14 protein-coding genes are annotated in these 12,761 nt (G+C 62.0%); 9 read left to right on the plus strand and 5 right to left on the minus strand.

Going from position 1 to position 12,761, the window contains the following annotated elements; all coding sequences use genetic code 11:
* Positions 1 to 30 precede the first annotated feature (30 nt).
* Positions 31 to 966, minus strand: a complete 936-nt coding sequence (locus JQ597_RS21830) for a cyclase family protein (protein WP_212266299.1) — start codon at positions 964 to 966, stop codon at positions 31 to 33.
* A 206-nt stretch (positions 967 to 1,172) separates the two neighbouring features.
* Here JQ597_RS21830 and JQ597_RS21835 point away from each other — a divergent pair, with 206 nt between their 5' ends.
* On the plus strand, positions 1,173 to 1,319 hold the full coding sequence (locus JQ597_RS21835) for a hypothetical protein (RefSeq protein ID WP_249148096.1): 147 nt from the start codon (positions 1,173 to 1,175) through the stop codon (positions 1,317 to 1,319).
* Between the two features lie 55 nt (positions 1,320 to 1,374).
* On the opposite strand, the gene JQ597_RS21840 is transcribed toward JQ597_RS21835, so the two are convergent.
* Positions 1,375 to 2,256: a LysR family transcriptional regulator gene (locus JQ597_RS21840; RefSeq protein WP_212266301.1), complete on the minus strand. Its 882-nt coding sequence runs from the start codon at positions 2,254 to 2,256 to the stop codon at positions 1,375 to 1,377.
* A 105-nt stretch (positions 2,257 to 2,361) separates the two neighbouring features.
* On the opposite strand from JQ597_RS21840, the gene JQ597_RS21845 reads away from it, so the two are divergent.
* Entirely contained in the window at positions 2,362 to 3,345 is a 984-nt protein-coding gene (locus tag JQ597_RS21845; protein ID WP_212266303.1) for an NAD(P)H-dependent flavin oxidoreductase, read from the plus strand.
* A gap of 26 nt (positions 3,346 to 3,371) precedes the next feature.
* Positions 3,372 to 4,445 carry an NAD(P)H-dependent flavin oxidoreductase gene (locus JQ597_RS21850; RefSeq protein ID WP_212266305.1) on the plus strand — a complete coding sequence of 358 codons (1,074 nt, stop codon included), beginning with the start codon at positions 3,372 to 3,374 and terminating at the stop codon, positions 4,443 to 4,445.
* 27 nt (positions 4,446 to 4,472) lie between these two features.
* Here the strand turns inward: JQ597_RS21850 and JQ597_RS21855 are convergent, their stop codons facing one another.
* Positions 4,473 to 4,640, minus strand: coding sequence for a hypothetical protein (locus tag JQ597_RS21855; RefSeq protein ID WP_192733686.1), 168 nt, complete (start codon positions 4,638 to 4,640; stop codon positions 4,473 to 4,475).
* Between the two features lie 399 nt (positions 4,641 to 5,039).
* Between JQ597_RS21855 and gatC the strand changes: the two genes are divergently transcribed.
* The 6 genes from gatC (at position 5,040) to JQ597_RS21885 (ending at position 10,596) form a co-directional block, all read left to right on the plus strand.
* Positions 5,040 to 5,327, plus strand: coding sequence for an Asp-tRNA(Asn)/Glu-tRNA(Gln) amidotransferase subunit GatC (gene gatC, locus JQ597_RS21860; RefSeq protein WP_212266307.1), 288 nt, complete (start codon positions 5,040 to 5,042; stop codon positions 5,325 to 5,327).
* Between the two features lie 77 nt (positions 5,328 to 5,404).
* Complete coding sequence (locus JQ597_RS21865; RefSeq protein WP_212212263.1) at positions 5,405 to 5,617, plus strand: hypothetical protein; 213 nt, start codon at positions 5,405 to 5,407, stop codon at positions 5,615 to 5,617.
* A complete protein-coding gene (gatA, locus tag JQ597_RS21870; protein ID WP_212266309.1) occupies positions 5,614 to 7,089 on the plus strand; it encodes an Asp-tRNA(Asn)/Glu-tRNA(Gln) amidotransferase subunit GatA in 1,476 nt (491 codons plus the stop codon). Before JQ597_RS21865 ends, gatA begins: the two co-directional genes overlap by 4 nt.
* Positions 7,090 to 7,093: 4 nt before the next feature.
* Positions 7,094 to 7,387, plus strand: coding sequence for a hypothetical protein (locus JQ597_RS21875; RefSeq protein WP_212266311.1), 294 nt, complete (start codon positions 7,094 to 7,096; stop codon positions 7,385 to 7,387).
* A complete protein-coding gene (gatB, locus tag JQ597_RS21880; RefSeq protein WP_212266313.1) occupies positions 7,384 to 8,862 on the plus strand; it encodes an Asp-tRNA(Asn)/Glu-tRNA(Gln) amidotransferase subunit GatB in 1,479 nt (492 codons plus the stop codon). Before JQ597_RS21875 ends, gatB begins: the two co-directional genes overlap by 4 nt.
* Before the next feature lie 1,470 nt (positions 8,863 to 10,332).
* Positions 10,333 to 10,596, plus strand: coding sequence for a hypothetical protein (locus JQ597_RS21885; protein ID WP_212266315.1), 264 nt, complete (start codon positions 10,333 to 10,335; stop codon positions 10,594 to 10,596).
* A gap of 65 nt (positions 10,597 to 10,661) precedes the next feature.
* Here the strand turns inward: JQ597_RS21885 and JQ597_RS21890 are convergent, their stop codons facing one another.
* Positions 10,662 to 11,894, minus strand: coding sequence for an HlyD family secretion protein (locus JQ597_RS21890; protein WP_212266317.1), 1,233 nt, complete (start codon positions 11,892 to 11,894; stop codon positions 10,662 to 10,664).
* Entirely contained in the window at positions 11,887 to 12,330 is a 444-nt protein-coding gene (locus JQ597_RS21895) for a hypothetical protein (protein WP_212266319.1), read from the minus strand. Before JQ597_RS21895 ends, JQ597_RS21890 begins: the two co-directional genes overlap by 8 nt.
* Between the last annotated feature and the right edge of the window lie 431 nt (positions 12,331 to 12,761).

The following is a 12,761-nucleotide window of genomic DNA, read 5'->3' on the forward strand; positions in this document are numbered from 1 at the left end:
GGGAACGCCACGCCATCCGTCGAGATCGTCTTAGCGAATCGCGACCGGGTTGATCATGCTCTGCACGCCGCCCTTGAAGCGCGGCTGGCCGAGCACGAACAGGAACTCATAGGCCTTGTCGGCTGCGAGTTCGGCAGTATTGATGACTTCGAGAATGTAGGTTCCGTTCATTGGCAGCAGGATCTGGTGCACCTCGAACACGTTCTTCGATTCAAACGGTATCACTTCCAACCCCCAGGTATCGGCGCCTACGGCAACCACGCCCTTGCCGGTGAGATATTTGGCGCCTTCGACGCCAAGGCCAGGCTCACCTGAGTTGAAGCGCTTGTCGTCCTTGCCGATCAGACTAGCCCAACCGGTGTGAAAGAGGACGACGTCGCCCTGGCGGATTTCCACGCCTTGTTTCTTAGCGACTTCCTCGATCTCCTTGACGTTGAAGGCGGTGCCTTCTTTGACCACATCCGTACCGTAGTGAGCGGCCATGTCGAGCAGCACACCGCGGGTCACCATCGGTGGCACTTTCTCGATGCCGAGTTTCTTCAGGCCGGTGGGATCGGCGAAGTCGAGCAGCTTGTTGCCGTTATAATAGACGTGCTCCACGCCGATATGGCCGAGGCCGTCCATCTGGCTGCCGACGCCGACCCAGCCTTCGATGATGTCGTCGTTATAGGTGGTCTTGCTCGGCCCAAGGCCGGGAATGCCGGCCTGACCGGGCTGGACGACGGTGATCTTGAAGGCGCGCGGAGGGTAGGCGGGCATCTTGGAGTCGACCGGGAAGCCGAGCGCGTAGGTCTTGCCGGTCTTGACGAGGCCGGCCGCCTTCACAACGAGCTCCGGGGTCATATAGTTGGCGGCGCCGATCTCGTCGTTCGGTCCCCATTTCGATTTCGTCCAGTCTTGAGCGCTTGCCGTTCCAACCGTTCCCAACAGGGCAGCCGAACAGCACAGCACGAACGCGTGGCGCATCGCAGATCCTCCCAGAGTTGACGTTATGGTTCTTGGTAGTCAGCGCCTCATACTAACGTAGTAGTGTGCGACGATCCAAAAAGTTTTTGATGCGGCTATTGCGATGGAAGGCCGCGAGCCGGTCGTGCAGCGCAAATCTTCTTTGTTACAGAAATGTGGCGCCGATATTTCGCACAGCGGAACGTCGCGCGCGACGAGGCAACGCGATGGATGCACTGCAATTGTTCGGCTTGCTCGCGGTGACCGCGATGCTCATCCGCTACGCGCTGGAAGACCACCGCCGCTGGTTTATTCTGCCCTTTGCGGCGGCCTGCGCGCTGGGTTCAATTTACGGGTTTCTACAGGGGGCCTAGCCGTTAGGGTTGGTCGAGGCGGTCAGGGGCGGAGGCGGGCTGCGGCGCTGAAATCTCAGGCGGCGATGACCTCGCCGCTATTGTTCAGGCAGGCGGTAAAGCCTTGCAGCGCGCTATATTGATGTGCGCTGCGGCGCTGGATGAAGAGGGTGTCGACACCAGACTGAGCGGCCTTCAGCTTGTGGACGTTGACGGTCTCGTTCTTTCCGACAACGGCACGGGGCAGCAGCGTCACGCCCATGTCAGCGGCGACGCAGCCGATCATGCCGTCTAGCGTGCCGAGTTCGAACCGCGCCGAAGACGGCCAGCCGAACTCGGAAAACACCTGTTCGAGCCGCTGCCGATAGCTGCAGCCGGTGCGGAATACCAGGGCGGTCGGCCCCGATTCTGGCGTGCCCGCGCGCAAGGCGGCCAGATTTGCCCAGCGCCTCGACGTCACCAGCACGAGTTCTTCCCTGAAAGCGATTGTCGAACTGAGTTCGGCGTGGTCGATCGGACCGGCCACAAATGCGCCGTCGAGCGATCCGTCAAGCACGGCCGCGACAAGGTCTGCGGTCGGCGAGGTGCGCAGGCTCAAGCGCACCGCTGGAAAGCGGCGGTGGAATTCGGCGAGCAAGGAAGGCAGCCGTACCGCAGCGGTGGTCTCCATCGAGCCGATCGACAACGGCCCCTTGGGCTCGCCATCGTCGCGCGCGGCCAGCACGGCTTCGCGCGACAACGCCGCCATCCGCTGCGCATACGGAAGCAAGCGGCGGCCGGCGCCGGTCAATGTCATGCCGCGGCTATGCCGCTCGAACAGTGCGGTGCCGATCTCGGTCTCCAGCGCTTTGACGCGCTGGGTGACGTTGGATTGCACGGTGTTGAGTTCGTCCGCGGCGCGGGTGATGCCGCCGAGGCGCGCCACCGTCGAAAACGTCACGAGATCGCTCAATTCCATGGACCGGCCTCCGTTTCATTATAGCGATGGCAGCGTTCTATAGTATTCATTTTATGAGAATGATATGTCGGCTTATCGTGTCTGTCCAGATAGAAGGGTTTGGACATGTCGATCAGCACGCCATTGACGGCTCTCCTGGGCATCACGCATCCGGTCCTGTCGGCGCCAATGGACGTGATAGCCGGCGCACGACTGACGGCGGCAGTCAGCGCCGCCGGTGGTTTTGGCATTTTGGGTGGTGGCTATGGCGATAAGGCCTGGCTGGAGCAGGAGACCGCCAAGCTCAGAGGCGTATCCGCTCCCTTTGGCATCGGCTTCATCACCTGGAGTTTCGCCAAACGGCCGGAGCTGATGGACATCGCGCTCGCGGCACGGCCGCGCGCCATCATGCTCTCGTTCGGCGATCCAAAACCCTTTGCGACCAAGATCAAATCCAGCGGCGCGCTGCTGATCTGCCAGGTGCAGGACGAGGGCATGGCGCGGCAGGCGCTTGACGCCGGTGCCGACCTGCTGATTGCGCAAGGCAGCGAGGCCGGCGGACACGGTGCCTCCCGCACCACCATCGACATCGTGCCGGCGATTGTCGATCTCGTGGCGGGCCGGGTGCCGGTTGCGGCGGCGGGCGGCATCGGTGACGGCCGCGGGCTGGCGGCGATGATGATGCTGGGAGCGTCCGGCGTGCTGCTCGGCACGCGCTTTTACGCCAGCCAGGAATGCGACGGCGCCGATGAAGCCAAAAAGCGTATCTGCAACGCGACCAGCGGCAGTAGCATCAGGAGCATCATCTTCGATATCTCCCGGAACAATGTCTGGCCGGCGCCGTTCAACGGCCGCTGCCTGATCAATGATCACGCGCGCCGCTGGATCGGTCGCGAGGTCGAACTGATGCAAAACGTCACCGCGGTCGCGGCCGAATATGCCGCCGCGAGAGCCGCCGGAAATTATGATGTCGCCGCTGTCATCGCAGGTGAGGCCGTCGGCCTGATCCATGATATTCCGTCGGCGGCAGTGATCGTTGACAGGATCGTCGGCGAGGCCGATCAGCTCCTGGCTGGACGGCGCAACTCTTCCGCAGCAACAAGAGCCTGATTCAACTCATTCAAGCGAGCAGACCCATGTGGCCAGACCGCCGACTTCTCGATCTCTTCAAGACCGAATTTCCGATCGTGCTGGCGCCAATGGCCGGCGTGATGGACCAGGAGCTGGTGATCGCGGCGGCCCAGGGTGGCGCGCTGGGTTCGCTGCCATGCGCGATGATCACGGCGGAAAAGGCGCGCGAACAGATCAGCATCGTGCGCCAGCGCGTCTCCACGCCGCTCAACTTGAACTTTTTCTGCCACGCGCCGGTCGCGGCCGATCCCGCGCGCGAAGCCGGATGGAAGGCGCGGCTCGCATCCTATTACAAGGAGTTGGGCCTCGATCCCTCAACGCCTGTCACTGCCGCGAACCGCGCGCCGTTCGACGAGGCGATGTGCGCGCTGGTTGAGGAGATGAAGCCGCAAGTAGTCAGCTTCCATTTCGGCCTGCCGGATCCGGCGCTGGTGAGGCGGGTCAAGGCGGCGGGCGCCATCGTGATGTCGTCAGCCACGATCGTAAAAGAGGCGATATGGCTCGAGGAGCACGGCGCCGACGTCATCATTGCGCAAGGCGCCGAAGCCGGCGGCCATCGCGGCATGTTCCTGACCGAGAATATCGCCCAGCAGCCCGGCACCTTCGCGCTGGTGCCGCAGGTCGTCGACGCCGTGAAGGTGCCTGTCATCGCGGCCGGCGGCATTGCCGACGGGCGTGGGATCGCGGCGGCGTTTGCGCTCGGAGCTGCGGGCGTGCAGATCGGCACGGCCTATCTGCGCTGCCCGGAATCAAAGGTGTCCGCGCCGGCGCGGGTAGCGCTTGCCCAGGCGAGTGATGATGCCACCGTGATTACCAACGTCATGACGGGACGGCCCGCGCGCGGCGTCGCCAACCGCGTGATGCGCGAGGTCGGACCGATTTCGCCGGATGCGCCTGATTTTCCGCACGCCGCAACCGCACTCGGTCCGCTGAAGGCGGCCGCCGAAAAGCTCGGCAAGGTCGATTTCACCAATCTCTGGGCCGGGCAGGCGGTGCGGATGGGCCGCGAGATGCCGGCCGCAGAACTGACGCGGGCGCTGGCGGGCGCGGCGTTGGCTAGGCTGAGTTCGCTGGCTTAGCGTCCGGCGGCTGCCGGGGTCGTTGTGCTAATGCGCCGGCTCGTCGCGTTTGACGACGTCCAGGTGCTCGACGGCGAGCGATCGATAATGCGCGGCCATCTCTTTGTAGTGACGTTGCGAGATTGGATCGGTGGCGCTTTCTGCGCGCCGCTCGAACATCTCGGCTTTTTCCTGAAGCTCTTTCGCTTTGGACATGGCGTTGCCTCACGTTCGTCAGGCTAGACACGCCAGATATAGGATCGCGACGCCAAGCACGCCACCGATCGACCACAGAGCAGGATCCCAACTTTCCGTTACACCGTCGTGTTCCGTTGTCCACATGGCACGGCCTCCAGAGTGATGGCCGAGTACACGCCGCGACTGTTTCAAAACGACTGCGTCAGCCCGCCAAATTGGTTTCGTCGGCGGCTTTTCCCTGTCGAAACCCCGGACTCCCGGCGCGGGCCGCAACGGCGGCACTTTGATGCGGCCTTTGAGCCCCGTTTGGCGGTATTTTGGCCCCAAAATGCCGGCGGGGCGGTTCCCCGTGGTTGCGGCGCAAAACCGGGCTCTGCTATACGGCGGGTGCGATCCCCCGATTGAGGCCTTATATTAATGCCCGTTGATGCCGCTACCGTTCGCCGTATCGCGCATCTTGCGCGAATTGCGGTCGCCGAGGCCGAAGTTCCCCACCTGCAGGGCGAACTGAACGCCATGCTGGCGTTCGTAGAGCAGCTTTCGGAGGTGAACGTCGACGGCGTCGAGCCAATGACCTCGGTGACCCCGATGGAAATGAAGAAACGTCCTGACGTGATCAATGACGGCGAGATCGCCGACGATGTCGTCAGAAACGCGCCCGACACCGTGAACCATTTCTTTCTGGTGCCGAAGGTCGTCGAGTAACATCGTGTTTTCGAGCGAAGTGGATACCGGTTCGCGTGAAGAAAACGCGTCAAACAAAAGAGTCTTAGAGATCCGCGATGTGCATGCTCTGCGACGATGAAAAGGCCTACCAGGCCTACATGAACTATCTCGACGCGATGGAGCGCCAGGGCAAGGTCGCCGATCCCGACAAGGCGATGGACGCGGTGCTCGACGCGCTCGAGGCGTCCGAGCTGACGCGGCCCAAGCAAGACGACCCCGCGAGCGACAAGACCCTGTCTCCATTCTTCTGCAGCCCGATCAATAAATGACCGATTTGATTTCGATGACGATCGCCGAGGCCAGGAATGGCCTCGCGAACAAGTCTTTCACCTCGCTTGAACTGACCGACGCGCACCTTGCCGCGATCGAGGCGGCGCGCGCGCTCAATGCCTTCGTGCTGGAAACGCCGGACAAGGCCCGAGCCATGGCGCGCGCGATCGACGCCAGGATCGCAAAAGGCGAGGGCGGCCCGTTGGCCGGCATTCCGCTCGGCATCAAGGACCTGTTCGCGACCAAGGATGTGCGCACCACTGCGTGCTCGAAAATCCTCGGCAATTTCGTGCCGCCTTATGAGTCGACAGTCACTTCGCAGCTCTGGCGCGACGGTGCGGTCATGCTCGGCAAGCTCAACAACGACGAATTCGCGATGGGCTCCTCGAACGAGACCTCGTGCTTCGGCCCGGTGGTCAATCCGTGGCGGCGCGAAGGCTCCAATAGCTCGCTGGTGCCGGGCGGCTCGTCGGGCGGCTCAGCTTCCGCGGTGGCCGCACTGCTTTGCATGGGCGCGACCGCGACCGACACCGGCGGTTCGATCCGCCAGCCGGCGGCGTTCACCGCCACCGTCGGCGTCAAGCCGACCTATGGCCGCTGCTCGCGCTGGGGCATCGTCGCCTTTGCCTCCTCGCTCGATCAGGCAGGGCCCATTGCGCGCACCGTGCGCGACAGCGCGATCCTGATGCGCTCGATGGCCGGTCACGATCCCAAGGACACGACCTCCGTCGATCGCGCGGTGCCGGACTACGAGGCCGCGATCGGCAAGTCCGTCAAAGGCATGAAGATCGGTATTCCCAAGGAATACCGCCTCGACGGCATGCCGGCCGAAGTCGAAAAGCTCTGGACCGAAGGCGCGGCCTGGCTGAAGGCGGCTGGCGCGGAGCTCGTCGAGATATCGCTGCCGCACACCAAATACGCGCTGCCGGCCTATTACATCGTGGCGCCTGCCGAGGCGTCGTCTAACCTGGCGCGCTACGACGGCGTGCGCTATGGCCTGCGCGTGCCCGGCGGCTCCATCGGTGAGATGTACGAGAACACCCGCGCCGAAGGTTTTGGCGACGAAGTGCGCCGCCGCGTCATGATCGGCACCTATGTGCTCTCCGCCGGCTATTACGACGCCTATTACCTGCGCGCGCAAAAAGTCCGCACCCTGATCAAGAAGGACTTTGAGGATTGTTTTGCGAAGGGCGTCAACGCAATCCTGACGCCGGCGACGCCGTCAGCGGCATTCGGCGTCGGCGAGAAGGGCGGCGCCGATCCGGTCGAGATGTATCTCAACGACATCTTCACGGTGACCGTGAACATGGCGGGACTACCGGGCATCGCCGTTCCCGCCGGCAAGGATACGCAGGGGTTGCCGCTCGGCCTGCAACTGATCGGCCGGCCTTTCGACGAAGAGACGCTGTTCTCGCTCGGCGAAGTGGTGGAGCAGGCGGCCGGGCGCTTCACGCCGGCCAGATGGTGGTGAGGCCATGGCAGATTTCAAGGCCAGCCTTTCCGATGACGCGCCGCAGCCGGCGCTGAGCCCGTCACTCACCGCGTTGTGGTGGGCTGCCAAGGGCAATTGGGACGCGGCGCATAAGATCGTTCAGGACGAATCCTCGGCGGAAGCGGCGTGGGTGCACGCCTATTTGCACCGCGTGGAAGGTGATCTCGGCAACGCCGGTTACTGGTATCGCCAGTCCGGCCAACCAGCGGCGATCGATTCGCTTGAGGCAGAGTGGGACCGGATCATCTTTACACTGCTGTTGGGAGAACGGACATGACGGCGGCGAGCGGCAAGCTGATCAAGGGCCAGACCGGCGATTGGGAAATGGTGATCGGGTTGGAGGTCCATGCCCAGGTCACCTCGCAGTCAAAACTGTTCTCGGGCGCTTCGACCGAGTTCGGCGGCGAGCCGAACACCCACGTCTCGCTGGTGGATGCCGCGATGCCGGGCATGCTGCCTGTCATCAACGAGGAATGCGTTCGTCAGGCAGTTCGCACCGGCCTTGGGCTAAACGCGCAGATCAATCTGCGCTCGGTGTTCGACCGCAAGAACTATTTCTATCCGGATTCGCCGCAGGGCTACCAGATCAGCCAGTACAAGTCGCCGATCGTGGGCGAGGGCGTGGTCGAGGTCGAACTTGACGGCGGCCACAGCGTCTCGATCGGGATCGAGCGTCTGCACCTGGAGCAGGACGCCGGCAAATCGCTGCACGACCAGAGTCCGACCATGTCCTATGTCGACCTCAACCGCTGCGGCGTGGCGCTGATGGAGATTGTCTCGAAACCGGACATCCGCGATGCCGAGCAGGCCAAGGCCTATGTGACCAAACTGCGTTCGATCCTGCGCTATCTCGGCACCTGCGACGGCGACATGGAGAAGGGCTCGCTGCGCGCGGACGTCAACGTCTCCGTGCGCAAGCCCGGCGGACCGCTCGGCACCCGCTGCGAGATCAAGAACATGAACTCGATCAACTTCATCGGCCAGGCGATCGAGTATGAGGCGCGGCGCCAGATCGAAATCATCGAGGATGGCGGCGTCATCGATCAGGAGACCCGGCTGTACGATCCGGGCAAGGGCGAGACGCGCTCGATGCGCTCCAAGGAGGAGGCGCACGACTACCGTTACTTCCCCGATCCCGACCTGCTGCCGCTCGAGTTCAGCGAAGCCTATGTCGCCGGCCTGAAGGCCGAGCTGCCGGAATTGCCGGACCAGAAGAAGGCCCGCTTCATCGAAGGTTTCGGACTGTCGCCCTACGACGCCAGCGTGCTGGTGGCCGAGCGCGAGAGCGCGGACTTCTATGAAACCGTGCTGGCCGGGCTCACCGACAAGGCGCGCGACGGCAAGCTTGCCGCCAACTGGGTGATCAACGAGCTGTTCGGACGCCTCAACAAGGAAGGCCGTGATATTGCGGGCTCACCGGTCTCTGCGGTGCAACTCGCGGCGATCGTCGACCTGATCGGAGAGGGCACGATCTCAGGAAAGATCGCAAAGGACCTGTTCGAGATCGTCTGGCAGGAAGGTGGCGACCCTCGCGCGCTCGTCGAGACGCGCGGCATGAAGCAGGTCACGGACTTGAGCGCGATCGAGAAGGTGGTCGACGACATCATCGCCGCCAACCCGGACAAGGTCGCGCAGGCGAAAGCCAAGCCGCAACTCGCCGGCTGGTTCGTCGGCCAGGTGATGAAGTCGTCCGGCGGCAAGGCCAATCCGCAAGCCGTCAACGATCTCTTGAAGGCGAAGCTCGGCATCTGAAGCGTCCCGTAACGGGACGCTTTTCGCGGTAGCTCACGTTGCGATCGACGCGCGAAAGCGTGCATCGATCGCGCATCGCGGATCAAAAATCATCGTCACGACGGACAACGGGCCTTGCGAATCGGTCGCAGCGATTCGTCCAAAAATTCGGTTCTGGCGAGCGGCGATGAGACGTGGACGCTGAATCCACGAAAATATTTTCATTGCCAAAATTTGCGACTCAGAGTCCGCGCAAGCGGCTTTTGGGCGGTCTCGATGAGTCGCGATAACGTCGTTTGCGCACCAATCATCACATGCGTGAATCGCGAAAACATCTGTAATACAAGCGTTTCCTCCAATATTGACAAACGCCGATGTCGGTCGTTGCTGCACTTTTTGCATCGTCGTACGGGCGTGTTTTGGTGGCGCCGACACCAGCTTCGCGCGCGCTCTCACATTGCTGCGTCAACACTTCCTTAAGCGGGACGCTGTTTTTTTGAATGTGTTGGTGTATTCGGGATGTAGTGCACATCGATTCCCGAGTGCACGCAGCGAACTAAGCCATCTCACTTACATTAGGAGGGCAACATGGCCAAGAAAGCTAAGAAGGCAAAGAAGGCGAAGAGCGCAGTGAAGAAGACTGCGAAGAAGACCCGCAAGGTCGCCAAGAAGAAGAAGTAACTTCGTCTTGAAAAAATTGCCGGCGGCTTGATGCCGGCACGTCACACGAGCCATCAGACGGTTTGCTTCTCTAAGCAAACATAGCTCGGATGGCTCTGGTCGACGAAAGAGGGTGTCGGCGAGACATCAGGTCAAACGGCTGGATCGACTTTCGGGAGAGTTCGCTTTCCCAAAACCGGTCCGGCAGAAGAAACAGGTTTTCTTCGTTCGGTGCGGAATCTTTGCTCCGCAATTTCACTGGGCCCAAAGCCCCGACTGAAATCTGGTCCTGACGTGTTCGCCGACGCCCTCGTTCCCCGGAACGTCTCCTGTTCCCCGGAACGATAGCCGCGCCTTTGGTGCCCGGCATTCGATCTTTCCAAATCCTTTACATGACTGCCCCGACCGCCCGTGGCCCGCGTCGGGCTGCCGCAGATCGTGCTCATGCGCCACCGCACGCCGTTTGCGCCATGCGCCCGCCGATCCATCACGGGAACTCTTGCGCTGCCAGGTTCTCCGTTCGCGCCGATGACGACGCGCGCGAGATGCGAGACGTCGCAATGGTTATCGTTGTGCGAAACGGCAGGGTAAACCGGTCTTCACGAATCCTCACTTGTTGCTGCGGCACAGGGACTTCTGCGATTCCTCACCGGCGCCGGGGCGCTTCACGTTTACACCCCGTTCATCGCGATATTTAAACTGCCCTTCAAATTTGATGGGCCATGATCATCCCAACAAGCCGGCAAACGGCGTGGGGCATAACGGGACGTTAGACAGTGGACAGGGGCCGCGCTCGGGGGAGGGCGGCAACAATAAAAAGGGGAGACTACGATGTTTCAGGGACAATTCGATCTGGAGACGGCGACACCGGTGGAAACCGCAATCCCCGATTTGCTGTTCGAGCGCGGCCTGTATTGGGCGAGCGGTCGTTCCGGCGTCGTCAACCTGGTCGCCGCCCATAAATGGTTCAATCTCGCCGCCCTGAAAGGCCGCACTGACGCAATCTCGATGCGCCGCGAAGTCGCCGAGATGATGTCGGATGTCGAGATCGCCACGGCGCAGCGCGAAGCCCGCGCCTGGATGACCTCGCACTAAGCCGGCGGGCCGCCTGGAGTGCCTGGTGTCAGTTAACCCGACACCGGGAGCATCCGGACAAACCCTCAGTGCCCGCTCAGCACCAGCGTCTTGATGGGCAGCAGCAGGGCCTGAATCCGCAACAGAATCGCATGCACGAGGCCGGTGGCGTCAACGACGTGCAACGCGAAGCTCTTGAACGCGCTGAGCTTGCCTGACGCGATCCGTTCGTGATTGCTGGTGTAGGCGTTGGCGATACAGCTGCTGCCGGGCGTCACGCCCTCCAGCCCGCCCTTGTAGATCGGCTCCATGAAAACGAGAATGGTGCCAGGACGCACGGTGCTCTGCGCCTCGATCAGCTGTTCGCCGCCCCTGAACTGGCCAGCCGCGATGTAGTCCTGCACATTGGTCACCACCATCGGAATGATCGTCCACGGCTTGGAAATGCAGGTGGCCTCGGCCACCATTCCGACTTTCATGACCTGAGCCTCGATCTGCCCAAACCCAGCCGACAGTGCAACCCGTCCCGCGCCCTCCGGAATCAGGACGCCGGCCGTCCGTATCATTGGATTGACGATATCGCCCGGCCTCAGCCCGAACTGCTCGACCCGCCCGTTGAACCCTGCACGAATGAAGGTCTTGTCCAGATCGACCTGCGCTTCGGCCAGCGCGGCCTCTGCGCTGGCTTTCTCGGCGGGGAGGAGGGCGGTGACGCGAACCGCCGCGGATTGTTTTGAAGCGTTGGCGGCATCTAGCGAGCCCTGCCGACCCGCCTGCAGCACCTGGAGCTTTTCGATGTCACGCTGCGGAACGATGCCGGGATTGCGTTGCTGGAGGTCCCGCTTGGTATTCAGCTCGTCGGTGGCTTGCTGATAATCGCCCTGAGCCTGCAGGATCTGCCCTTCGGCCTTGAGAACATCGGCCTGCGCCGACAGCATGGCGGCATCGACTTCGGCGATCTTGCGTTTGGCCGTCAGTAGCGCTGCCTCCTGCTTGGAACTGTCAAGTCTGAAAATCACCTCACCTTGCTTGACGGCCGCGCTGACATCGATGTTAACCTCCGCCACCCGGCCGGCTACTTCGGACATGATCGGGACGGTCCGATAGTACAACGTCGCCGACGAGGTCGATGGATGATAATAGAAGATCATCGTGATCAGCGCGACCGTGAGCATCAGGCAGCCGATGATGCCAAATCGCAGCTCGAACCAGACCGAATAAAGCGTGATTTCGTGGCCGATGCGCTTTCCCTGCCGATAGCGGCGATAGAGATAGTCCGGCAATATCGTCACGAGCGAGCAGAGGATGATCTCAAGCATGACTCTTTGCCTCACTCTTGGCAGCGCCGCTGTCAGTGACGGCCGCGTGGCCTGCAGTTTCTGGAGGCGGCTCGGTCGGGTCTGGTTCAGGCGGAACGCCGGCCAGCTTTTCAACCGATCCGGCGATCCTGCGCAGCGGCGAAGCGAAATCCGGAAGATCGATCATGGCGAGGAACAGGCCGATCACCCAGAACAAATGGTTGTGCGTGAACAGCGCCAGCAGACCCAGCACGGCCACGATTTCAAACTGCAGCTTTTGCGACTTGTGGGCCAACCGCTCCGGCAGCGTGTGCAGGTGCAAATAGAAATTACCGACCGCGAGAATGGTGCCGATCAGGAAGATCCCCATAACGACCATCAAAACGTCGGTGTCACCCGGCGCCGTGATGAAACCTGGCAGATGATGGGGAGCGGCTGGATGAAGAGCTTCACTCACGCAATTCTCCACGTCTAAAAGGCAGGCCGAATAGCCAGCAATGCGCGAACGAAGGCATGGACGGCCGCCCGGCTAGGCGCTGCCATCTTTTACGTAAAGCGAGAACTTGGCAAGCACACAGCGCGTCGCTTCGGATGAGCGTTTGGGCTCTGATTTGTCTTCCGCAACGCGAAATTGGCCGCTCGACTTGCAATGATCGTCTTTCAAACAATGTGAGGGCATGGGTCCACATTCTCAGGGCACGAGATGCCCGAGTTTTGCGTCATTTTCCGCCCGCTCGGAAAGGAGAGGGCGCAGGGAAGACCGGGTGCGCGCTGCACCCGCGGTCTCGCGTGCGGTTTGCACAAAACAAAGTGCACACGAGCATACAGGGCAGCGGGGAACACCCGGCCTTCCCTGCGCAATGGCTTTACGGCTTATGCCGTGCTCTC

The sequence above is a fragment of the Bradyrhizobium sp. AUGA SZCCT0177 genome (genome assembly GCF_018130125.1).
Taxonomy (GTDB): Bacteria; Pseudomonadota; Alphaproteobacteria; order Rhizobiales; family Xanthobacteraceae; genus Bradyrhizobium.

Coding starts and splice junctions, on each gene's coding strand:
- JQ597_RS21830 (WP_212266299.1), bottom strand. CDS start 966: ATGCGCCACGCGTTCGTGCTGTGCTGTTCGGCTGCCCTGTTGGGAACG.
- JQ597_RS21835 (WP_249148096.1), top strand. CDS start 1,173: ATGGATGCACTGCAATTGTTCGGCTTGCTCGCGGTGACCGCGATGCTC.
- JQ597_RS21840 (WP_212266301.1), bottom strand. CDS start 2,256: ATGGAATTGAGCGATCTCGTGACGTTTTCGACGGTGGCGCGCCTCGGC.
- JQ597_RS21845 (WP_212266303.1), top strand. CDS start 2,362: ATGTCGATCAGCACGCCATTGACGGCTCTCCTGGGCATCACGCATCCG.
- JQ597_RS21850 (WP_212266305.1), top strand. CDS start 3,372: ATGTGGCCAGACCGCCGACTTCTCGATCTCTTCAAGACCGAATTTCCG.
- JQ597_RS21855 (WP_192733686.1), bottom strand. CDS start 4,640: ATGTCCAAAGCGAAAGAGCTTCAGGAAAAAGCCGAGATGTTCGAGCGG.
- gatC (WP_212266307.1), top strand. CDS start 5,040: ATGCCCGTTGATGCCGCTACCGTTCGCCGTATCGCGCATCTTGCGCGA.
- JQ597_RS21865 (WP_212212263.1), top strand. CDS start 5,405: ATGTGCATGCTCTGCGACGATGAAAAGGCCTACCAGGCCTACATGAAC.
- gatA (WP_212266309.1), top strand. CDS start 5,614: ATGACCGATTTGATTTCGATGACGATCGCCGAGGCCAGGAATGGCCTC.
- JQ597_RS21875 (WP_212266311.1), top strand. CDS start 7,094: ATGGCAGATTTCAAGGCCAGCCTTTCCGATGACGCGCCGCAGCCGGCG.
- gatB (WP_212266313.1), top strand. CDS start 7,384: ATGACGGCGGCGAGCGGCAAGCTGATCAAGGGCCAGACCGGCGATTGG.
- JQ597_RS21885 (WP_212266315.1), top strand. CDS start 10,333: ATGTTTCAGGGACAATTCGATCTGGAGACGGCGACACCGGTGGAAACC.
- JQ597_RS21890 (WP_212266317.1), bottom strand. CDS start 11,894: ATGCTTGAGATCATCCTCTGCTCGCTCGTGACGATATTGCCGGACTAT.